This is a genomic window from Flavobacterium sp. N3904, from assembly GCF_025947305.1.
Taxonomy (GTDB): Bacteria; Bacteroidota; Bacteroidia; order Flavobacteriales; family Flavobacteriaceae; genus Flavobacterium.
This window is the reverse complement of sequence record NZ_CP110009.1, coordinates 2,272,436-2,294,281: the sequence shown is the minus strand read 5'-3', so window position 1 is coordinate 2,294,281 and position 21,846 is coordinate 2,272,436. Positions and strand designations below refer to the sequence as shown.

The following is a 21,846-nucleotide window of genomic DNA, read 5'->3' as shown; positions in this document are numbered from 1 at the left end:
TGTTTGACTTTACTTTATAAAAAAAATAACAATTATCCCAACATAAATAAAACTTGAATTATCCTTTTTCAAGTGCTAAAGAAACCGTTTTACTTATGATTCCTTGAATAATTAACTCATCAAAGAAACTATAACTGGTCCCCAAGCTGTCAAAAGAATATTGCCCAATGCATAAGGAATGGTATATCCCAACACAGGAAATTTACTGGCCGAGGCATCCTGAATGGCTTTTAGTCCAATTGTTGATGTTCCTGCTCCAGTTTGTGCCCCCAAAAGGATTATGGGATTCATTTTTAGAACATAGCGTCCGAAATACAATCCTATTATGTGCGGAACAATAGCAACTAGCAATCCCGCCAATATGATACTGAAACCCATTTCCTTAAGACCCGAAATAAAACTAGGTCCTGCAGCTAAACCAACAAGACCTATAAAAGTAGCTAAGCCAACATTATCAAATATCCATAAAGCCGCTTCAGGAATTCTTCCAAACATAGGAGTATGTGAATGCAGCCAACCAAAAACCAACCCCATTACCAAGGCGCCTCCACTAGTGGTTAGTGTAATTGAAATTCCAAAAAGAGTGACAGAAAGCAGTCCGAATAATCCACCCAAAACGATGCCGATTCCTAAAAACACAATATCCGTTTCAGAACTTAGTCTGTCCAAATACCCTATTCCTTTTGCAGCATTTTCTATATGAATCATTTTGCCACTTACTTTTAAAACATCTCCTTTATTCAGAACTGTTTTTCTATTAAACGGAATTTCATGATACTCTCTGGTGACCTTGTCCAGCATTAACCCATTACCATAACGTTTACCCAATTCTCCAATTGTTTTTCCCGCTATTTGCTTATTGGTTACTGTAATATCCATGCGGGCCAAAGGAAAATTCAACAATTCTTCATCCAGAACTTCAGGCCCAATCGTCGATAAACTATCTAAAATAATTCCGTGTTGTGCCATAATTACCATAATATCATCTTTACTGATAATTGTGTCTGGTGTTGGCTCAAATAATTCTCCATGATGACGCATCCTTTGAATGGCAAGTCTGAGGTCTGCATTTATTTTTTCAAATTCGGCTATAGTCAGTCCTATCCACTTTTCATTAGTGATTTTATAGGCTCTAATAATCCATCGTTGATATGCTGATTGTATTCCTGGTTCGTGTTCCGTCTCACCAGTCAGTGACTGACTCAGTTTTTCGCTTTCTTCTTTCAAATTAATTCTTAGAAGTTGGGGAGCGATAGTTGTTAAAAAGAAAACAAAAGAAGTAGCACCTATAAGATACGTTAGCGAGTAAGCCACAGGCATGTGGTTAATTAATCTTGCTTTTTCGATTTCGGTTATTGAAAGTTGTTGAATAGACTCTGATGCCGTACCTATAAGTGTAGATTCAGAAAAAGCGCCTGCCAAAAGTCCTGCGGCAGTTCCTGTATCATAGCCAAAAAGCTTAGAAACCCCAAAAGCAATTAATAAGCAGGAAACGCAAATGACTAAAGTTAGCATCAACTGAGGGAATGCATTTTTCTTGAGTCCCTGAAAAAACTGTGGACCCACTTTATATCCGGTAGCAAAAAGAAAAAAATCGAAAAATATGATTTTTACAATAGAAGGCACTTGAATATCCAATTGCCCTATTAGCACTCCAGCAAATAAAGTTCCTAAGACAACCCCAATTTTAAATGTACCTATTTTAATATGGCCCATTGCAAACCCAAAAGCCAAAGTTAAAAAAACGGCTAATTCGGGATGCTCTCTTAAAATATTCGTAAAGCTTAACATTCTAAAAATTAAATTTAATTAATTAATATTCTGTTAAAAGAACAAGTAGGTTGTATATAAAAATCTAATATACTGTTGTTTAAACGTATTAAAATTAAAAAAAATATTTAATTATTAATGAAAAAATATGGGTTTTTATTAGCAATTTAAAATAATTCTTAAATAATATTTTATCAATTAGCAACTATTAGCATGCCTGAAACATGAAAATCAATTGTAACTAGGCACATACATTTTACTTTTAATAAAATCGGCAATATTCTCTGGTCGTTCTACACTGGCCAGTCCACCGTCGAAGATATGTTCGGCCACTTTTTCGGCTACTTTTATCGAAACTTTCAAAATATCATTTACATTCGGATATATCAATCCTTTTTCAAAATCGGCAGTGGTTACTTGCTCCGCAACAGCTTCCGAAGCAGTCAGCAACATATCATCAGTCACCCTTTTGGCTTCGGTCGCAAAAATAGCCATGCCCAAAGCTGGAAAAATAAAAACATTATTTCCTTGACCTGGAGTGAATATTCTGCCCTGGTATTCTACTGGTGCAAAAGGGCTTCCGCTGGCAAAAATGGCTTTCCCTTTGCTCCAGGTATATGCCTGTTCTGCTGTACATTCGGAATGGGAAGTTGGATTGGAATACGGAAAAATTATTGGTCGCTCATTGACTAAGCTAATGTTTTCTATAACTTGTTGGTTAAAAGCGCCACCAACCGTGCTTACTCCAACAATTGCTGTTGGTCTTATTTTTAGTATTGCTTCGGCAAAATTATCCGAAGGTTCGCAATCATGGGCAAATTGCAATTGATGTTCCACAAGATCGGTTCGGCTACTAACCAACAATCCATTCACATCAAACATCCAGATTTGACCCAATGCTTCTTCCCTAGTTAAGCCATCCCGCTCAAATTTTTTGACCAACATATCGGCTATTCCAAATGCTGCAGCTCCTGCTCCCATAAAAAGAAATCGTTGGTCGATGAACTTTTTATTCATCAACCGGCTAATGGATATAAATCCAGCAATTGCAATGGCTGCAGTTCCCTGAATATCATCATTAAAAGTACATACTTTATCACGATAAGTATCTAAAATTCGAATTGCATCTACTCCAGGTAAATCTTCCCATTGGATGCAAATTTTAGGAAAAACTTCATACATGGCTGCTACAAAGGCTGCTACAAAATCATCAAATTCTTTACCCCTGATTCTTTTTCTTTTTAAACCTGGATACAACGGATCATTCAAAAACTCTTCATTATTGGTTCCCACATCCAAAATAATAGGCAACGTATGTTCGGGCGGAACTCCTCCACAACTCGTATACAAAATTAGCTTCCCGATAGGAATTCCAATACCGTTGATTCCCAGATCTCCCAACCCCAATATGCGTCCGCCATCAGTAACTACAGCAAAGCGAATATCTTGTTCAGGCCAGTTTTTTAAAATAGTTTTAATATTGTCTTTTTGATCAATCGAAATAAACAAACCCCTTGGGCGTCGTGTAATATGACCTAATCGCTGACATGCTTCGCCAACCGTTGGGGTATAAACAAGAGGCAAAAATTTTGCGGGTTCACTAGTAATGGTTTTAAAAAATAAAGTTTCATTATTTTCCAATAATTGCATTAAATAAGTGTACTTATTAATGGGTTTCTCAAAGCTTTCGAGTTGTTCCTGAATGCGTAAAATTTGCGTTTCCAAAGTTTCAATTTCGTCGGGTATGATGCCAACCAATCCGTATTTTTCTCTTTCTTCCAGAGTAAAAGCGGTTCCTTTATTGAAACGGGGATTTCGTAAAATTGAATAACCATAACTATTAATCATCGTATTTCTTTTATTTAAATTAGTATTAAGAATCCAACTGAGCATTCAAAATTATTCATCGTCAAATCCAATAGTTTCTTTAGGGGCTTTATGCTTAATTCTGGTATTGAGGTAAAAAAACAATCTTAAAGTATGATTCATATCGTATTGATAGCCCGAATATTTTTGTTGATATACATTCATGTAGCCAAAATCAAAACTTAATTGTGGTGTTAATTGTTCCTTGATCCCCAAAAACAAGCGGTTTTGATCAAACGTATTGTAGACAACATCTTGCCCAAAATGAATTAAAATCTCATCGGAAACCACCAATAATGGCCATGTTTTTTTCTTGAAAACTGGAATATTAAAAGTTATTAGATACCGAACCCTATCGGTAAATCGAAGCTCACCCGTAAGTTCGTCATTGGCAATTTTTTCTTGCCAGCGCTGTTCATTTCGCAATCTTTGAACAATGCCTACGTTGCCCGCTTTGGTATTCAATTGTACTTGTTGGTAAATTCTGTTTTCATTAGATATAGTAGTCCAACCTTCTTTTGACGGATACAACCACATATGTGCATATCCCCCGGAAATAGAAACCAAAGAATTGGGAATATAGCTTATCCCTCCTCTCAAAAAGAAAAAATTGGTACTGTCAAAAAACTCATTTGTACGTATGTGAACATCTGCAACAATTCCCCAATGCTCACTAAACCGCGTTACAGAATTCAAAGAAAGCCAAGTCTGCATTTGTTGATTCACTTCTTTTGTTTGAGTCGTTTGACCCAATACCAAGAAAGGTAAAAATAAAATGAGAATATTGGATACTTGCTTCAAAATAAGAGAATTTAATTTTCCTAAAAGTACCATATAAAATTACTTAAAAAATCACTTATCCTGTAAAGTTACTTTTACTTCTGTACAATTAATATGATTTTTATCAGCTGGCAGATTCCTTTTATTTCTGTTTTTACCGTATAACGACAGAATGCTAGTATTTTTTTTTGCTATTTCATTACTGCTATAGCCAAACAACCTCGCTAAAACCCCATATATGACGTCACTATGGGTCAAATTTGACGTCTTGGACGTCAAATTTGACGTACGTGACGTCAAATTTGACCCATGAACCGTCAAATTTGACCCTGTACCACGTCAAATTTGACATAGGTAACCTCAAATTTGACCTATGAGACGTCAAATTTGACCTCGAACACGTCATAAATGACGTTCGGTTTCCCAAATTTGACGTTTTTGGCTACTTGCAAAAAAAATCCCCTTCGGAATTTGGCTTCCAAAAGGGATCTTAGATTGGCATTAATCGAATTATACTGCTGGTGATGTTGTTTCGGGAGTTTCTGCTTTATTGGTCGTTCCTGTTCTATTGAAAAATTGGGACAGCTCATTTACCTTTTTCTCAAAACCAGCAACTTTGGTTCCCGTTTTGTATTTGCTATAATCATAGTCGGTCAATGCCGCTTGGTAGCAATCGTAATCGTGCATGATTTTGTTGTTGTTCAGACTTTGTGCAATACTCTCCAGTCGGGCAATAGTGGACTGAATAAAATCGCGAGAATCAACATCGTTCTGAAACTCTACCCAGTCAATATCGGGACTGCTCAAAGCAGGCTGACTGTTTCTAAAATCTTTTACTCTATTGATAATAAGCTTGTTTTGCTCCTGAACGCTTCCAAATTTACTTCTTTCCTCAGGCGAAAGATTTTTTAATTTTGCTGCAAGAGCTGTTTCAATCGCTGTTAAGCTAGTTCCCACCGCCGTTTTTTCGGCAGCCGTGTAATGCAATCCATTTAAATTTTCTAATGGCATAATTAAAGTGTTTATTTGTTAAAAATATTTGTTTGATTTTCAAAAATAAAAAATAAAAAACGTAAAAAAAATCACCAAAAACAGTGATTTTTAAACAATTATAAAACTTAGCAAAGCACGGAAAATACTGATAAATTACCTTTTTTGGATGTTTTTTATTGAATTTTGTTTCCCGGAAAAAACGTCAGAAAAACACACTTTAAAAAATTAATTGTTGCTAAAAAAAATGATTCGCACTTTATGGCAGTAAAGACAAATATTCCTTTTTACAATCTTTATATTTGGACATTAATCCCAATCTATGAACAAAGCATTCTGTATTTTCTTTTTACTTTTTTTTATTCCCTTTTATTCCCAAACCAAACTCCTTTCCTGGAATCTCGAAAATTTTGGCAAATCCAAATCCAATCAAGAGATTGCATTTATTGCCAATACCATAAAAGACTTCGATATTGTGAGCATTCAGGAAGTTGTGGCAGGAGATGGTGGCGCTGAGGCAGTAGCCAGACTGGCAGATGAACTCAACCGAAAAGGATCTAAATGGGATTATCGAATAAGTGATCCTACTTCAAGCAGTGCTTACAAAACCGAACGTTATGCCTTTCTTTGGAAAACAAAAAGCCTGAAACTAAAAGGCAAACCCTGGCTGGAGCGCAACTACCATCTAGAAATTGACCGAGAACCCTATTTTGCTACTTTTGAAGTAAAAGGAAAAACCATAACTATCGTCTCGTTTCATGCTATTACCAAAAGCAAACAACCGGAAACCGAAATTAAATATTTCAAGTTTTTACCGCAAGAATATCCAAATTTGAATTTGCTGTTTGCAGGAGATTTCAATTGTCCGCAATCGCATACGGTTTTTAATCCTTTGAAAAAAATGGGGTTTAAATCTATATTGATTAACCAAAAAACATCCCTGAAACAAGCCTGCAAAAAAAATCAATGCCTCGCTTCGGAATTTGACAATATGTTTTATAATTATTCGAAAGTGTCGGTAAAAAATGCTGGAGTACTTTTATTTTTTACTGATTTTATTTCATTGAAAGAAGCCAAAAAAATTTCCGATCATATTCCGATCTGGACTGAATTTTCTTTAAACTGATATTAAAAAACCTCAAATTCCAGACCATCAAAACTGGCAAAAACCATATTTGGATGGGAATCTTGGTGATACATATTTCCATTATTGTCAATAGCGATTGCACCTGCAAAGCCATCGTACGGTTTCAATTCGGCAAAGGTTTTATCAAAAGCTTCTTTTAGCGAAAAACCATCTGTAACCCGTGTAACAATTTTGGCCGCCGTTGCATTACTGACAATGTCCTCGCCTACTCCTGTTAAACTTACCCCACAAAAAGAGTTGGCATAATTTCCGGCAACTGTAGCCGAATCTGATATTCTTCCCGGAATTTCAAAACCTTTTCCGCCAGTAGAAGTGGCCACGGCGATTTTCCCGTCTTGGTCCAAAGCCACACAACCTACAGTGCCTGTACCCGTTGCTTTGAGTTTGGTTTCATATTCGGCACGACGCTGTGGGATTTCGGTAGAGAAAGGTTCGAAACCATTTTGTCTTGCAAAATTTGTTGCACCGGTTCCACCAAGAATTCGGTCGTCGTACTGCATTAATTTTTTGGCAACTTGAACAGGATTTTTTACATCTTCGATATTGATAACCCCGCTCATTTTCTGGGTCTCGCCATCCATGATTGCAGCGCTCATTCTTATTTTTCCGTCAGCTTGTATTTGGGAACCAATTCCGGCATTGAATAATTCATCGTCTTCTAATAATGAAACGGCAAAAACAACCGTTTCGAGTGCCGAATGCGTTTTTAAAAAGTCGTAAGAATCTTTTACAATTCGCTCCAAAGCATTTTGTTTGGCAACTTTTGTTTCGTGATTGGTCGATGATTCAGAGAAAAAACCGCCGTGTATGATTATTTTCATTTTAAGAGTTTAGATTGCAGATTTTAGAGTTTAGATTTCTCGAATAATCTGAAATCTGCAATCTAATATCTAAAATTATACGTATTGCGAATTATGGATCGTCATTTTATGCGATTCGAGGTCAAAAGTATCGAACTTACTCATGACATGAGTTACCAGATGGCTGATCGAAATGGGTTGTCCCAATTCGACTTGGGTTAAATTGGTGTCTTTTATCTCGCGTCCGTCTACCAAAATTACGAGTCCAGAACCTATGGCTTCCATTTGGGTATTGTTCGTAATTAACAGACCAGTATCTTCCCCCAGACCAATTCCCAACACTTTTGGGTTACCGACTACAGCTTGAAAAAGTCTTCCAATTCGGCCTCTTTGCACAAAATGAGTATCGATAATTACACCGTCAATTAGTCCCAATCCACTGGTGATTTTTACTTCTCCTTTGAGTAAAGCTTCAGAACTGCTTCCCTGATAAATCATATTGATTGAGGCTGCTGCTGCTCCTGCCGAAGTTCCTGCATAGATAAAATCTTCGTTATGGTATTTGTCTAAAAGTAGGTCATGAAAACGTGTTCCTCCAAGAATAGAAGTTAATCGAAGTTGATCTCCTCCTGTAAACATCACAACATCCGCGTTACGTAATCGCTCAACAATTTCCTCATCTGCAGCTTGTTCTCTTCGTTCTATATAAAGTACACCCACGTTTTTGGCGTTCAAATATTCGAATGCTTTTACATATTCGGGTCCAATTTCTTTGGAAACTACCGAGGCCGTGGTGATAATTTCTATTCGGGAATTCTCACCGTGTTTGGATTCGTTTATTATTCTTTTTAAAATACCTGTCTCAAAAAAATTTAAGTTGTTTGTGGCATTTTTATCTAATTCGGTTTCTGTAAAACTACCTTTGTCAACCGCACCTCCTATTATAATTAATTTTCCTCGTTTGTTCATTTTGTAAAAATAACCAAAAAGATAAAAGAACCTATTGAACTCGAATATATTTTTAATTATAAATATCAACCGAATAAATTTTGATTTCAACCTTAAAAAAACTAAATTAGTTGCAATTTATTTTTTCTGGCAACGCAAAATAGACAAAAATTTACCATTTTGTCATTCAAATCCATTCCTTTTTAAAAATAAAATACCACAGCTTTTTTTATTTCGAATACTAAATTAATCCTATCCTTCAATGAAAATAATAAAAATTCAAGCCCTTCGCGGACCCAATATCTGGAGTATTCAGAGAAAAAAACTAATCCAGATGCGTTTAGATTTGGAAGAAATGGAGCAATTTCCCACCAATAAAATAGAAGGATTTAGAGAACGAATTGAAGCTATGTTTCCGACTATGATTGAGCACAGATGTTCTGAAGGATGCCGTGGCGGTTTCTTTTCCAGAGTCGAACGCGGTACTTGGATGGGTCATGTAATCGAACATATTGCCCTAGAAATCCAGTCATTAGCAGGTATGGAAACCGGTTTTGGAAGAACTAGAGAAACTAAAACACTTGGTACTTACAATGTTGTTTTTAGTTATACAGAGGAAAATGTTGGTCTATTTGCTGCCGAAAGTTCAGTAGCCATTGCCGAGGCATTAATTGCCGGAACCGAATATGATTTGAATGCCGATCTGCAAAAAATGCGAGAAATAAGGGAACGTGTCAGACTTGGACCAAGTACTGGCAGCATTGTAGAAGAAGCTGTTTCCAGAAACATTCCCTGGATTCGATTGGGCACTAATTCGCTGGTACAATTAGGTTACGGAATCAATCAAATGCGATTTCAGGCAACCATAACCTGCAAAACCAGCAGCATCGCAGTAGATATTGCCTGCAATAAAGAACTTACAAAAAAAATGCTCGATATGGCTTCAATTCCTGTTGCCAGCGGAAGCATTTGCACCGATGAGGAAGATTTGGCAAAAACAATTGAAAAGATAGGTTATCCTATTGTACTAAAACCACTCGATGGAAATCATGGTAAAGGAGCTTCAATCAATGTAACCAATTGGGAAGATGCGGTCTCGGGTTTGGCTTTTGCCAAAGAATACAGCAAACGCATCATTGTAGAAAAATTCATAACAGGATTTGATTTTAGAATATTGGTAATCGATAATAAATTAGTCGCTGCCGCAAAAAGAGTCCCTGCACATGTAATTGGAAACGGAAAAGATTCCATTCGGGAACTAATAGAGATTACCAATCAAGATCCGAGAAGAGGTTATGGACATGAAAATGTTTTAACTCAAATAGACGTTGATCGCGATACCGAAGATTTATTGGAAAAACTAAACTATACCCTAGAAACGATTCCAAGAATTGGGGAGACAGTTTTTCTTAAATCGACTGCCAATCTTAGTACTGGAGGTACATCTGTAGATGTTACCGATATGATGCATCCCGAGAATATTTTCCTTGCCGAAAGAATCTCTAGAGTGATAGGACTGGATATTTGCGGTGTCGATATTATGGCAGAGAATTTGACTCAACCTCTAAAAGAAAATGGTGGAGTTATACTGGAAGTTAATGCTGCTCCAGGATTCAGAATGCACCTTGCCCCTTCAGAGGGATTACCAAGAAATGTGGCTGAACCCGTTATAGACATGTTGTATCCTCCGGGAAAATCCTGCCGTATTCCTATTATAGCTGTGACAGGAACCAATGGAAAAACGACTACTACCCGACTTTTGGCTCATATTGTAAAAAACAATGGTTACAAAGTAGGATTTACCACTTCAGATGGAATTTATATCCAAAATCACATGATGGAAAAGGGTGATACCACTGGCCCTCAAAGCGCCGAATATGTGTTGCGCGATCCAACGGTAGAATTTGCCGTTCTGGAAACTGCACGAGGCGGAATTCTTCGTTCCGGTTTGGGTTTTAGCAGTTGTGATATTGGAATAATAACCAATATTCAGGAAGATCATTTGGGATTAAGTGATATTCATACCCTTGATGACTTGGCAAGAGTAAAGGCTACGGTCGTAAAAAGCATCAAAAAAGATGGTTGGGCCGTTTTGAATGCCGATGATGAGCATTGTATAAAACTGGGTAGCGAACTAGGTTGCAATACCGCATATTTTAGTATGAGCGAAGATAATTCTCTAATAAAAAAACTATGTGCCGAGGGAAAAACGGTAGCCGTTTATGAAAATGGTTTTATTACCATCAAAAAAGGAGAATGGAAAATACGTATCGAACGCGCTACTCACGTTCCGTTAACGCTTGGCGGAAAAGCAAAATTTATGATTGCCAATGTTCTTGCTGCTACTTTGGCTAGTTATTTATGGGGATTCAAAACTGAAGATATAAGTTTGTCGTTGCAGACTTTTATTCCAAGTGCGGCACAGACTCCAGGACGCATGAACATTTTTGAATTCAAGAAATTTAAAGTTTTGATTGATTTTGCACACAATCCATCCGGTTACAAAGGTGTTGAAGAATATTTAAAAAGTGTTGAAGCAACCAAAAAAATTGGAATTATTGCAGGAGTCGGCGATCGTCGTGACGAAGACATCAAAGAATGTGCTTCAATCGCTGCGCGTATGTTTGATCATATCATCATTCGACAAGAAAAATACCTTAGAGGAAGAACAGAAGAGGAAATCATTAATTTAATACTGGAAGGTATCAATACATCCGACAAAGTGGTGACTTATGAAATTATTCCAAAAGAAACCGAGGCCATACGACACGCCATAAACAGTGCTGAAGAAGGCAGCTATATTACCGCCTTGAGTGATGTGGTGACCAATGCCATTGATATTGTTCAGGAATATTTGGATAAAGAAAATGAAGGCGGATTGATTTAATTCTAAAAGTATTATAAGTAAAAAAATCCAAATCCTGATTATACTATTGGGATTTGGATTTTATATTTTACGTTTTCTGTTTTTTCTTTCTGGCTGCAGGAAACAAAACATTATTCAATATTAAACGATAACCTGGAGAATTAGGATGCAAGTCTAAAACTGTTGCCGGATCTCCGACTTGATGCTGAAAATCTTCAGGATCATGACCTCCATAAAAAGTAAACATTCCTTTCCCTTTTTCACCATGTATGTATCGTGCTTCACCATTTAGTTCGCAAGTTCCCATTACCAAAACATTCGACTTTATAAGTTCAGAATCAAAAGCTGTTGTTTGCCCCATAAATCCTTTTACCAATTGAGTATGATTTTGACACAACATGCTTGGAATAAAATCCCACTTAGCAGAAAAATCCATCAAAGTAAAATAATCTTTTTCCATTGGGACTTTTCGTTTTAGCGTCATATCAATATCCGAAAACTCATATTGCTCCGGTCTTCGTTCCAATATAAAATCCTTGAAAGCAAATGTGTTTTTATAATTTAGTTTCGATTGATAATTGGCTTCACTAGGATCTCCATCAAACATGGGTTCACAAATATCGACTCCATCTGCTGCCAAAGCAATATCAAAACTATCTGTAGCAGAACACATGGCAAACAAAAATCCGCCTCCAATTACAAAATCACGTATTTTTTTGGCAACAGCCCCTTTTTCTTGAGATACTTTTTCGTAACCTAATTTTTTGGCTAGGGCCTCGGCCTCTCTCTTTTGATCAATATACCAAGGTACATTTTTGTAGGCACCGTAAAACTTTCCATACTGCCCGGTATAATCTTCATGATGCAAATGCAACCAATCATATAATATTAATTGATCACTCAAGACTTCTTCGTCATAAATAGGAGTAAATGGTATTTCGGCGTAGGTCAAAACGAGAGTTACGGCATCGTCCCAGGGTTGTTTCCCTTTGGGTGTATAAACTGCAATCTTTGGTGCTTTCTCCAGAATAACTGTTTCCATGTTTTGAGATGGACTAGAAATTTCATTTAAAATAGATGCTTCTTCGTTGTCAGACAGTATTTCAAAACTCACGCCTCGAATTTGACATTCTTTACGAATTTCTTCAGCATCAGGTAATAAAAAAGAACCGCCGCGGTAATTGAGTAACCAACTGGCTTTATAGTTTTTGGCTAAGCACCAATAGGTAATCCCATAAGCCTTAAGATGATTTTGTTGGGTAGTTTCATCCATTGGCAACAAAATAAAAGAAGCCCTGGAAGTAAGTGAAATAATAAAAATAAATATAAAAAATACTCTTTTGTGCATCATTATAAAACTAATTTAAAGCAAAGATAAAGTTAGTTATCGAAGGTACTTCATTTTATCATCCTATAATAATGCAATGTTATTTTTTTAACAATTCCATTATATATCAATTGACACAATTTGGTTCTGAATGGCGTATACAACCAGACCGGCAACATTTCGGGATTCGGTTTTGAGTAATAGATTATTTCGGTGTCCTTCAACCGTTCTGGGGCTAATAAATAACTTCTCCCCAATTTCTACAGTACTTTTTTGTTTGCAAATAAGCTGCAATACTTCAAGTTCGCGAGAAGTAATAAAATTGTTATCCAAACTGCATTTGGATTTTTTATTGGAAACAATATCATTTTGAATAATTTCCAGAACATAATCCGAATAATAAAAACCCTTGGTTGCTACTTGATTTATCGTTGTTAACAGTTCTTGTGGTGTAGCATTTTTTATCAAATAAGAAACAGCTCCAACATCTATCATATTGGCAATAAACGATTTGGAATCATAACTCGTCAAAGCAATAATTTTTACATCGGTAAAGTCTCTGTGCATGATCTTTGTAGCTTCTATTCCATTGAGCAATGGCATTTTCAAGTCCATAATGACTATATCAGGCTTAATAGTACTGCTTCTGAGAAAGCTAAGCAATTCCATACCATCCGATGCTTCAAAAATGACTTCTATGTTTTCTTCTCTACCCAATAAAAAAGAAATCCCTTTCCTGAAAAGAACTTCATCATCAACCAAAACAATTTTAATAGGTTCACTCATAATCTAGAAATTAAAAACAACAGTCATACCCTTATTCAAAGATGATTCTACACTAACACTACCCTCAAGTATCGCAACTCTACTCGCTATTTTTTTCATTCCAAGACCTTTACTGTTTTTTAATTCATTGATATCAAGACCAATTCCGTTATCTGAATAGATACAAGTTCTTCTATCGTTTACAATGTCAAAGAGTATAGAAATAGAAGTTGCTTCACTATGCTGAATTGAATTTTTTGCTAATTCCTGAAGAATTCTATAAATATGAATGTGATTAGAATTCTCTTTAAAATCAAATTTTAAATTATTTGTATAATGTACAACAACTCCACTTTTATTGTTCAAATCCATACAAAGTTCCTCAATTCCGGAATGGAGACCGAATCGTTCCAACACTGGCGGCAACAAAGTATGGGTAATTCGTCTTGAACTTTCCAAAGCTTTTGAAGTGTACTCAATAATAGTTTTAGTGATTTCCGTAATATCTTTTTGACTTAAATTGGGGGTATTCAGAAGGTGGCAATTTAAGGAAACAACATTCAGTTTTGAACTTATATCGTCATGCAAGTCTTGAGCAACTCTTTTTCTATCCGATTCAAGTGTAACAATCAGCGCCTCCAATTGGTTCTTTTGGCTAATCGATTTCAAATCCAAAAAATTAATCTCCTTTTCCATATGCAAAAAAATTAAAAAAATAAATTCAATTTAATGATCTGAATAATTTAACAAAAAATAATAATTTACTTTATAATAACCAAAAAAGATACATTTCGTAGTTTATTTTAGACTTTAAACGTCAAAAATAAATTTTATTAAATCATTTACCTAATAAAAATATTTTCTTTACACCCTTACCAAAATATTAAAAAAAGAAGTAAAATAAGATTTAGATCAAAAATAAAAATTTAAAAAGTTTAAAAATTTTTTCAAATAAACTAAAGGATTCATTCTCAAGTCCTATACAAACATAAGAAAATTTCATGTAATAAATCATAAAACATTTGACATCAATGATTTAAATTTTTAAGGATTCCGTTTAACATTGGACCCAAAAAAGCCTTTAAAAAAAAATGAACCAATATATTGTATTTTATATTGATTCATTTTTTAGTTAAGATTAAAAAGGAACATCTCCGTCATCGTCATCGTCGTTAAAAGTACTTCCAAAAGCTTCATTGGGTGATGGCAAATTTTTGGTAATAAAGGAACTTTCATCTTGATTCATACTCGAAGGCAAATCATCGTAATTGCCACTATAATCTTCGAGATTGTCAAATTTACCCAAATGTCCGATAAACTTCAAACGAACGTTTTCTATACTACCATTTCGGTGTTTGGCAATCATAATCTCTGCTTGACCAGCAGTTGGAGAAGCCTCATCGTCATCCCATTCATCAATTTTATAATATTCGGGACGATATAAAAACGATACGATATCGGCATCCTGCTCAATCGCTCCCGATTCCCTTAAATCTGACAACAAAGGTCTTTTACTCGATCCACGCGTTTCAACGGCACGGGACAATTGCGAAAGTGCAATTACCGGAACATTCAATTCCTTTGCCAATGCTTTTAAATTTCGGGAAATAGTCGAGATTTCCTGCTCCCTATTTCCGCCACCTTTACCATTTCCTCCGGCAGTCATCAATTGCAAATAGTCTACAATAATAATTTTTATACCGTGTTGAGAAACCAAACGTCTAGATTTGGCTCTTAAATCAAATATGGAAAGTGAAGGTGTATCATCAATAAAAAGAGGTGCTTTTTCCAAATTTTTTACTTTGGTACTCAATTGTTCCCACTCGTGTTTTTCTAATTTTCCGGTACGCAATTTTTCGGATGACAAACCTGTTTCTGAAGAAATAAGCCTTGTTATCAACTGAACTGACGCCATCTCTAAAGAAAACAATGCTACCGGATGACCATAATCAATGGCTATATTTCTTGCCATTGACAATACGAAAGCCGTTTTTCCCATTGCTGGTCTCGCAGCAATAATAATTAAATCGCTTGGCTGCCAGCCCGATGTTAATTTATCCAATTTATCAAATCCGGTTGCCACACCAGAAAGACCTTCCTGACCGGCTATTTCTTCAATACGCTTTTTGGCCTGTAGCACTAAACTTTGAGCGGTTTCAGAACTACGTTTGATATTTCCTTGTGTAACTTCGTATAATTTTGATTCTGCCTTGTCCAATAAATCGAATACATCGGTAGTTTCATCATACGAATCTTCGATAATTTCAGATGAAATCCGTATCAAACTTCGCTGAATAAACTTTTGAAGGATAATTCGAGAGTGAAACTCAATGTGTGCCGAGGAAGAAATTTTTTGAGTCAGCTGAATTAAGTAAAAATCACCGCCAGCCAAATCCAATTTTGCATTTTTTCTAAGTTGAGCCGAAACGGTCAATAAATCGATTGGCTGTGTATCTGTAAATAACTGAACAATTGCTTCAAAAATATGCTTGTGCGCTTCTTTGTAAAATGCATCGGGTTGCAGGATATCAATTACCTCATCTACTCCTTTCTTATCAATCATCATTGCCCCAAGTACAGCCTCTTCCAGCTCCAATACCTGTGGAGGTAATTTTCCTTTTTCAAGGTTTATTATAGTTGTTTTATCCACCTTAATTGGACTTATATTCTTGAAATTTTCCATGTAACGAAAGTAACTAAAATTCTAAAAAAATCACTATTGAGTTATAACTAATAATTGTTTATAAGTACTTGTTTTTTGTTTATAACCAAAAAAAAATCCGAAACTATAAGGCTTCGGATCAAGTTTATAAAAGTAAGATTTTACTCTTTGTATTCGCCCATTTTACAGTATTTATCCATTCTCTGAGCTATTAATTCTTCTGTTGATAAATCTTTAAGTTCATTGAATCCTTTCATGATGTATTGCTCTACAGTTGTAAAAGTTGTCTGTCTATCATAATGAGCACCTCCCAAAGGTTCCGGAATAATATCGTCTACCAATTTTTGTTTTTTCATATCGGCAGAAGTCAACTTCAAAGCATCGGCAGCCTGTTCTTTATAGTCCCAGCTTTTCCATAAAATGGAGGAACAGGATTCAGGTGAAATTACAGAATACCAAGTATTTTCCAACATATAAACGCGGTCTCCAACACCAATTCCCAATGCACCGCCCGATGCGCCTTCACCAACAATTACTGTAATAATCGGAACTTTAAGACGTACCATCTCAAATATATTTCTGGCAATAGCTTCTCCTTGTCCTCGCTCTTCAGCTTCCAATCCCGGATATGCACCCGGAGTGTCAATTAAAGTCACTACTGGAATACCAAATTTCTCTGCCATTTTCATCAAACGCAATGCTTTTCTGTAACCTTCTGGATTGGCCATCCCAAAGTTTCTGTACTGGCGTGTCTTTGTATTGAATCCTTTTTGTTGTCCGACAATCATAAAAGATTGTCCGCCTATTTTTCCTAAACCACCAATCATGGCCTTATCATCTTTGAAACCTCTGTCACCGTGAAGTTCTAAAAAAGTTTCTCCGCAAAGTCCTTTTATATGATCTAAAGTGTAAGGTCTGCTCGGATGTCTTGATAATTGTACACGTTGCCAAGCGGTTAAGTTTTTATAAATTTGTTTTTTGGTTTCTTCCAGTTTTTTGTTGATTTGTTTACATGTATTAGTAACATCAACATCAGATTCTAGCCCAATAACAACACATTTATCTAATTGTTCTTCAAGTTCTTTTATAGGAAGCTCAAAATCTAAATATTCCATAGGATTTGTGCGTATTTATTATTGTTTTTATTTTTTTGATTTGGAACTGCAAATATAAAATTTAATATCGTTCTAAACTTATTTTTTTGTTTAAGTATAAAAAAATACACTTTTCCAGTTTTACATTCCTTCTTACTTATTGATCTTCTTTTCTGTAGTGTTTTATAATTCCGTTTAAGAGAACCGTTATCACAATAATAATGGCACCTATATAAAACTCTGTACTCATTTTTTCTTTACCGCCAATGATGAAAAAAGCAAGAATTATTCCGTAAACCGGCTCTAAATTGGTAGTTAGCATTACGGTATAAGGCGACAGTCTTCGCATGACTTTGACCGATGCCGTAAATGCATAGGCGGTACAAATGGAAGACAAAACCAAAATAAGAACCCAATTTTTGGTTGTTAACACAAAAAAATCAGCAGTGAATTTTCCTTGAAACAAAAAATAGAGTGTAATAAAAGAAAAACCGGCCGCAAATTCATAAAAAGAGATCACAGACGGATCGTGTTGTTCTATTAATTTTCCATTCATTAAAGTAAACAGCACACCCAATATTATCGAAACCAAAGCCAAAAGCATTCCATTGAGGTAATGAATCTCCACATTCATAATCATCCCCAATCCTGCTATAATCACCAATCCAAAAAACACTTCGTACCAAAGTACTTTTCGTCCATAAAATATGGGTTCCAATAAGGATGCAAAAAAAGCACCCAACGAAAAAACCGATAGGGTTATAGAAACCGTTGAAATTTTTATTGCCTCAAAAAAGAAAATCCAGTGCAGCGCAATCAAAAGCCCGACAACCACCAGCTTTACAAATGATTTGGGCGATACCTGAAAAGATTTCTTCTTGACTCCAAGAAAAATGGCAATAAATACGGCCGCAAAAAGCATACGATACCACACTAAAAAATTGGCTGGAATAGTAATTAAGGCGCCCAAAATGGCTGTAAATCCCCAAATAAAAACAATTAAATGTAAATTGAGGTATGATTTTAAATTATCGTTTCGCATTTCGTAATAGGTAAACAGCTAAAATTCCAAAAACTATATTAGGCAACCAAACTGCCAACAAAGGTGAAAACGCAGATTTTTCGGCAAGAACTCCGAAAATTTTATCAAAAAACACAAACGAAAACGCAACAGCAATACCAATAGCGAGATTCACTCCCATCCCGCCTCTTCGTTTCATAGAAGACACAGAAACAGCAATTATTGTCAATATAAATGCCGAAACCGGGACACTGTATTTTTTATACAGCACCACCAAATATACATTGATATTGGAGGAACCCCTTTTTCTTTCCTTATCTATAAAAGCATTCAAATCGCCCAGACTCAATGTCTCCGCAATATACACTACTGGTGCCAAATCCTGAAGCTCAAAGCTGAACTTCATCTTTTTCTCCGGTGCTTTTTCAATCTTGTCGCCCAAAGGTTCTACCATTCTTTTGGTATAGTCAAACAAGGAATAGGTCTTGTCTTTTGGATTCCATTTGATTCTACTGGCGGTAATTTTGTAGGCTAACTTTTCTTTTTCGAAATGTTCCAGCGAAAAATTAAACGCCATTTGCGTCTCATTGTTAAAACTGTTTACATAGATAAACTCCTTATCGCTGATTTGTCTGTACACGTCTGTATTATCGCCTTGCATCAGCGCCTTGCCATTGTTCCTCAAATACGTATACCTAAAATTATTGTATCCTTCACTCGAAATTGGAATAACCCAAAACCCCATTAGCAAAACAATAACCGATATAATCGAAGCTCCTATAATATAAGGCCTCATGAATCGTGTAAACGAAATACCCGAACTTAAAATAGCAATAATTTCGGTGTCATTGGCCAATTTTGAAGTAAACCAAATTACCGATATAAACAAGAATATCGGAAAGAGGTTATTCATGAAATAAATCGTAAAATGATAATAATAAATGGCAATTTTCAAGACTGGTACCTGGTTCTCAATCATTTTATTGATCTTCTCCGAGATGTCAATAATCATCCCAATAGGGGCAAATAACAAAAGCATCACCGCAAAAGTGGCCAAGTATCTTTTTAGAATGTATTTATCTATTATTGTTAGCATATTTTGAAGTTATGAGTTATGAATTATGAGTTATGAATTATGGGCGACAAGCTAACTCATAATTTATAACTTATAATTCATAATTATTTTACAGTCGTTGGCTCATGTTTTTCACCATCATTTCTTTCCAAGGTTTGAAATCGCCAGCTAAGATATGTTTTCTAGCTTCGCAAACCAACCACATATAAAAACCAAGATTGTGTATCGTGGCGATTTGTTTTCCCAAGTATTCGTTGGCAGCAAAAAGGTGACGCAAATACGCTTTAGAATATTCGGTATCTACAAAGGTAATTCCCATTTCGTCTACGGGAGAAAAATCGGCTTCCCACTTTTTATTCTTTATGTTAATCGTTCCGTTAGCCGTAAACAACATACCATTTCTGGCGTTGCGCGTAGGCATCACACAGTCGAACATATCAATTCCAAGAGCGATATTTTCCAAGATATTAATTGGCGTCCCAACTCCCATCAAATAACGGGGTTTGTCTTCGGGCAGAATCTCGCAAACCACTTCGGTCATGGCGTACATTTCTTCGGCAGGCTCTCCTACCGATAGTCCGCCAATGGCGTTACCTTGCTGATTGGAATTGGCAATATATTCTGCCGATTGTCGTCTTAAATCTTTATACGTACTTCCTTGTATTATAGGAAAAAAAGTTTGGTCGTAACCATATTTCACCGGCACTTTCTCTAAGTGGTTGATGCAACGGTCCAGCCAGCGGTGGGTCATGTGCATCGAGCGCTGTGCATAGCGGTAATCGCAAGGATAAGGCGTACATTCATCAAAAGCCATGATAATATCGGCCCCGATGCTACGTTGAATTTCCATCACATTCTCTGGCGTAAACACATGGTACGAACCATCGATATGCGATTTAAACTTCACTCCCTCTTCCTTGATTTTTCGGTTAGCCGAAAGCGAATACACTTGATATCCGCCAGAATCGGTCAAAATATTGCGATCCCAATTCATGAATTTATGTAATCCACCCGCTTTCTCGAGAATATCGATTTGCGGACGCAAGTACAAATGGTAAGTATTTCCCAGGATAATATCAGGGTTTATATCTTCTTTTAATTCCCGTTGATGCACCCCTTTTACCGACGCAACCGTACCAACAGGCATAAAAATTGGTGTTTCAATCACACCGTGATCTGTAGTAATACTTCCCGCACGTGCTTTCGATTGCGGATCTGTTTTTAATAAATCAAACTTCATAAACGTTCTTTTTCCCTATTGTTCGGGTCGGCAAAGATAGGTTAATTTCAAAATTTGATAATTACTAAATTAAAAATGTTTCAGTATTTATTTTTACCTTATTTTTTCGATTCACATACTTTATTTGTTTTACTTAATTTGCTTAAAAAAAACATTCCCGAAAAACGTATCTTTAAACTTCTTTTAAAACAAAACCATACTATCATGAAATTAAAATTAGCCCTGATTCTTATTCCAAGTTTACTTTTGTTGAGTTGCAAACCTACAGTCAATGATGAAGAAGCTATTAAAAGCCTCCTTGAAAAAGAATCTTCCACTTGGAGATTGGGCGATAGTGAAGCACATGCTGCCTGCTGGCATATTCAGCCTTATAGCAAAATTTTGATTTCGACTGCTGATGGTAAGACTTTTGAAGTACCTCCAGCCGCTATTATAAAACCTATTGTGAATGCAAGTGGTGGCACTTCGATAAATTCAAATTATAAAATGAGCATTCACGACGATAATGCTTGGGTCAGCCATGACGAAGTATCGATTGCCAAAGATGGCAAGAAAACCTTTTCGCATGAGATTCGATTACTAGAAAAAATAAATGGCGATTGGAAACTTGTAGGACAATCTATTCATGCTTATAAAACCGAGTAGATAAAAAAAACTATAAGATGTGTTTTTTGAATTTAATTTTAATCTCTCACAAATAAATTCAAACTATTATCTTTTAACCTCTTAGTCTTTTATAATCAAATCTTTTTCAAAGTTTTAAACTTTGAAAAAGATTAACGTTCAAAATCTTAAAAATTTAGCCATTAAAAAAACCTATGTAACAAAAGTTACTGTATAGTCTTAATCCTTATCATATTTTTGCATCATCAAAATAATTTTATTCCAAAAAAATGACACTAGAAAACATAATTAAAGAAAAACAAGGCACAATTGTAGACGTACGAACTCATGAAGAATTTATGGGTGGCCATGTTGTGAGCTCCATCAACATTCCATTGGGCGAAATACAAAACCGAATTGAAGAAATTGAGAACCTGAAAGCTCCATTAGTACTTTGTTGCGCCTCCGGAAACCGAAGCGGACAAGCACAACATTATCTTTCTCAAAAAGGAATCGACTGTTACAATGGCGGTTCTTGGCTAGATGTAAATTACTACCAATCAAAATAAAAAACAATGATTAACACACTCAAAAAATTATTCGGTTTCGGAGCAACTGTAGACTACGCCGATCTTGTCAAAAAAGGCGCTATTATTCTAGACGTAAGAAGCAAAGGCGAATTTGCAGGCGGACACATCAAAGGTTCCATAAACATTCCTGTAGATGTTTTAAAAAACAGTCTGACTCAACTGAAAGACAAAAACAAAACCATTATCACTTGTTGTGCTTCGGGAATGCGAAGCGCATCGGCCAAAAGTATCCTTAAAACACATGGATATAACGATGTTCATAACGGCGGCGGATGGAGCAGTCTCAACAATAAAATCTAAAA

19 protein-coding genes are annotated in these 21,846 nt (G+C 35.9%); 5 read left to right on the top strand and 14 right to left on the bottom strand.

Annotated features, from left to right (window positions below):
• Positions 1-111: 111 nt before the first annotated feature.
• From aspT to OLM57_RS09620, 4 genes are all read right to left on the bottom strand, one after another.
• Positions 112-1,791, bottom strand: a complete 1,680-nt coding sequence (gene aspT / locus OLM57_RS09635) for an aspartate-alanine antiporter (protein WP_264563489.1) — start codon at positions 1,789-1,791, stop codon at positions 112-114.
• A 210-nt stretch (positions 1,792-2,001) separates the two neighbouring features.
• Positions 2,002-3,618, bottom strand: a complete 1,617-nt coding sequence (locus tag OLM57_RS09630) for an NAD-dependent malic enzyme (RefSeq protein ID WP_264563488.1) — start codon at positions 3,616-3,618, stop codon at positions 2,002-2,004.
• Between the two features lie 51 nt (positions 3,619-3,669).
• Positions 3,670-4,437 (bottom strand): DUF2490 domain-containing protein, encoded by a 768-nt coding sequence (locus tag OLM57_RS09625; RefSeq protein WP_264563487.1) that lies wholly within the window; start codon positions 4,435-4,437, stop codon positions 3,670-3,672.
• Between the two features lie 489 nt (positions 4,438-4,926).
• Complete coding sequence (locus OLM57_RS09620; RefSeq protein WP_264563486.1) at positions 4,927-5,427, bottom strand: hypothetical protein; 501 nt, start codon at positions 5,425-5,427, stop codon at positions 4,927-4,929.
• 301 nt (positions 5,428-5,728) lie between these two features.
• On the opposite strand from OLM57_RS09620, the gene OLM57_RS09615 reads away from it, so the two are divergent.
• Positions 5,729-6,532: an endonuclease/exonuclease/phosphatase family protein gene (locus OLM57_RS09615; protein ID WP_264563485.1), complete on the top strand. Its 804-nt coding sequence runs from the start codon at positions 5,729-5,731 to the stop codon at positions 6,530-6,532.
• A gap of 2 nt (positions 6,533-6,534) precedes the next feature.
• Here OLM57_RS09615 and OLM57_RS09610 read toward each other — a convergent pair whose 3' ends face one another.
• Together OLM57_RS09610 and OLM57_RS09605 are read right to left on the bottom strand one after the other, a co-directional pair.
• Positions 6,535-7,374 carry an isoaspartyl peptidase/L-asparaginase gene (locus OLM57_RS09610; RefSeq protein WP_264563484.1) on the bottom strand — a complete coding sequence of 280 codons (840 nt, stop codon included), beginning with the start codon at positions 7,372-7,374 and terminating at the stop codon, positions 6,535-6,537.
• A gap of 75 nt (positions 7,375-7,449) precedes the next feature.
• Positions 7,450-8,322, bottom strand: coding sequence for a cyanophycinase (locus OLM57_RS09605; RefSeq protein ID WP_264563483.1), 873 nt, complete (start codon positions 8,320-8,322; stop codon positions 7,450-7,452).
• A 241-nt stretch (positions 8,323-8,563) separates the two neighbouring features.
• Here OLM57_RS09605 and cphA point away from each other — a divergent pair, with 241 nt between their 5' ends.
• Positions 8,564-11,188 (top strand): cyanophycin synthetase, encoded by a 2,625-nt coding sequence (gene cphA / locus OLM57_RS09600; RefSeq protein ID WP_264563482.1) that lies wholly within the window; start codon positions 8,564-8,566, stop codon positions 11,186-11,188.
• Between the two features lie 67 nt (positions 11,189-11,255).
• Here the strand turns inward: cphA and OLM57_RS09595 are convergent, their stop codons facing one another.
• From OLM57_RS09595 to tgt, 8 genes are all read right to left on the bottom strand, one after another.
• Positions 11,256-12,518 (bottom strand): asparagine synthetase B, encoded by a 1,263-nt coding sequence (locus OLM57_RS09595; protein ID WP_413614325.1) that lies wholly within the window; start codon positions 12,516-12,518, stop codon positions 11,256-11,258.
• Between the two features lie 96 nt (positions 12,519-12,614).
• Positions 12,615-13,280 carry a response regulator transcription factor gene (locus tag OLM57_RS09590; protein WP_264563481.1) on the bottom strand — a complete coding sequence of 222 codons (666 nt, stop codon included), beginning with the start codon at positions 13,278-13,280 and terminating at the stop codon, positions 12,615-12,617.
• A 3-nt stretch (positions 13,281-13,283) separates the two neighbouring features.
• Positions 13,284-13,955 carry a sensor histidine kinase gene (locus OLM57_RS09585; protein ID WP_264563480.1) on the bottom strand — a complete coding sequence of 224 codons (672 nt, stop codon included), beginning with the start codon at positions 13,953-13,955 and terminating at the stop codon, positions 13,284-13,286.
• Between the two features lie 442 nt (positions 13,956-14,397).
• Positions 14,398-15,942: a replicative DNA helicase gene (dnaB, locus tag OLM57_RS09580; RefSeq protein WP_264563479.1), complete on the bottom strand. Its 1,545-nt coding sequence runs from the start codon at positions 15,940-15,942 to the stop codon at positions 14,398-14,400.
• A 140-nt stretch (positions 15,943-16,082) separates the two neighbouring features.
• A complete protein-coding gene (locus tag OLM57_RS09575; protein ID WP_264563478.1) occupies positions 16,083-17,036 on the bottom strand; it encodes an acetyl-CoA carboxylase carboxyltransferase subunit alpha in 954 nt (317 codons plus the stop codon).
• Positions 17,037-17,172: 136 nt separating this feature from the next.
• Complete coding sequence (locus OLM57_RS09570) at positions 17,173-18,057, bottom strand: DMT family transporter (protein ID WP_264563477.1); 885 nt, start codon at positions 18,055-18,057, stop codon at positions 17,173-17,175.
• The gene (locus OLM57_RS09565; protein ID WP_264563476.1) at positions 18,044-19,132 is read right to left on the bottom strand and encodes an LptF/LptG family permease; all 1,089 of its coding nucleotides are present in this window, start codon (positions 19,130-19,132) and stop codon (positions 18,044-18,046) included. Before OLM57_RS09565 ends, OLM57_RS09570 begins: the two co-directional genes overlap by 14 nt.
• Positions 19,133-19,220: 88 nt before the next feature.
• Positions 19,221-20,351: a tRNA guanosine(34) transglycosylase Tgt gene (gene tgt / locus OLM57_RS09560; RefSeq protein ID WP_264563475.1), complete on the bottom strand. Its 1,131-nt coding sequence runs from the start codon at positions 20,349-20,351 to the stop codon at positions 19,221-19,223.
• Between the two features lie 204 nt (positions 20,352-20,555).
• Here tgt and OLM57_RS09555 point away from each other — a divergent pair, with 204 nt between their 5' ends.
• The 3 genes from OLM57_RS09555 (at position 20,556) to OLM57_RS09545 (ending at position 21,844) form a co-directional block, all read left to right on the top strand.
• Positions 20,556-20,996 (top strand): endo-arabinase, encoded by a 441-nt coding sequence (locus OLM57_RS09555; protein WP_264563474.1) that lies wholly within the window; start codon positions 20,556-20,558, stop codon positions 20,994-20,996.
• A gap of 248 nt (positions 20,997-21,244) precedes the next feature.
• Positions 21,245-21,523, top strand: coding sequence for a rhodanese-like domain-containing protein (locus OLM57_RS09550; protein ID WP_264563473.1), 279 nt, complete (start codon positions 21,245-21,247; stop codon positions 21,521-21,523).
• Between the two features lie 6 nt (positions 21,524-21,529).
• Positions 21,530-21,844: a rhodanese-like domain-containing protein gene (locus OLM57_RS09545; protein ID WP_264563472.1), complete on the top strand. Its 315-nt coding sequence runs from the start codon at positions 21,530-21,532 to the stop codon at positions 21,842-21,844.
• Positions 21,845-21,846: the final 2 nt, after the last annotated feature.

Coding starts and splice junctions, on each gene's coding strand:
- OLM57_RS09575 (WP_264563478.1), bottom strand. CDS start 17,036: ATGGAATATTTAGATTTTGAGCTTCCTATAAAAGAACTTGAAGAACAA.
- aspT (WP_264563489.1), bottom strand. CDS start 1,791: ATGTTAAGCTTTACGAATATTTTAAGAGAGCATCCCGAATTAGCCGTT.
- OLM57_RS09550 (WP_264563473.1), top strand. CDS start 21,245: ATGACACTAGAAAACATAATTAAAGAAAAACAAGGCACAATTGTAGAC.
- OLM57_RS09615 (WP_264563485.1), top strand. CDS start 5,729: ATGAACAAAGCATTCTGTATTTTCTTTTTACTTTTTTTTATTCCCTTT.
- OLM57_RS09565 (WP_264563476.1), bottom strand. CDS start 19,132: ATGCTAACAATAATAGATAAATACATTCTAAAAAGATACTTGGCCACT.
- tgt (WP_264563475.1), bottom strand. CDS start 20,351: ATGAAGTTTGATTTATTAAAAACAGATCCGCAATCGAAAGCACGTGCG.
- OLM57_RS09630 (WP_264563488.1), bottom strand. CDS start 3,618: ATGATTAATAGTTATGGTTATTCAATTTTACGAAATCCCCGTTTCAAT.
- cphA (WP_264563482.1), top strand. CDS start 8,564: ATGAAAATAATAAAAATTCAAGCCCTTCGCGGACCCAATATCTGGAGT.
- dnaB (WP_264563479.1), bottom strand. CDS start 15,942: ATGGAAAATTTCAAGAATATAAGTCCAATTAAGGTGGATAAAACAACT.
- OLM57_RS09605 (WP_264563483.1), bottom strand. CDS start 8,322: ATGAACAAACGAGGAAAATTAATTATAATAGGAGGTGCGGTTGACAAA.
- OLM57_RS09570 (WP_264563477.1), bottom strand. CDS start 18,057: ATGCGAAACGATAATTTAAAATCATACCTCAATTTACATTTAATTGTT.
- OLM57_RS09585 (WP_264563480.1), bottom strand. CDS start 13,955: ATGGAAAAGGAGATTAATTTTTTGGATTTGAAATCGATTAGCCAAAAG.
- OLM57_RS09610 (WP_264563484.1), bottom strand. CDS start 7,374: ATGAAAATAATCATACACGGCGGTTTTTTCTCTGAATCATCGACCAAT.
- OLM57_RS09590 (WP_264563481.1), bottom strand. CDS start 13,280: ATGAGTGAACCTATTAAAATTGTTTTGGTTGATGATGAAGTTCTTTTC.
- OLM57_RS09555 (WP_264563474.1), top strand. CDS start 20,556: ATGAAATTAAAATTAGCCCTGATTCTTATTCCAAGTTTACTTTTGTTG.
- OLM57_RS09545 (WP_264563472.1), top strand. CDS start 21,530: ATGATTAACACACTCAAAAAATTATTCGGTTTCGGAGCAACTGTAGAC.
- OLM57_RS09595 (WP_413614325.1), bottom strand. CDS start 12,518: ATGATGCACAAAAGAGTATTTTTTATATTTATTTTTATTATTTCACTT.
- OLM57_RS09620 (WP_264563486.1), bottom strand. CDS start 5,427: ATGCCATTAGAAAATTTAAATGGATTGCATTACACGGCTGCCGAAAAA.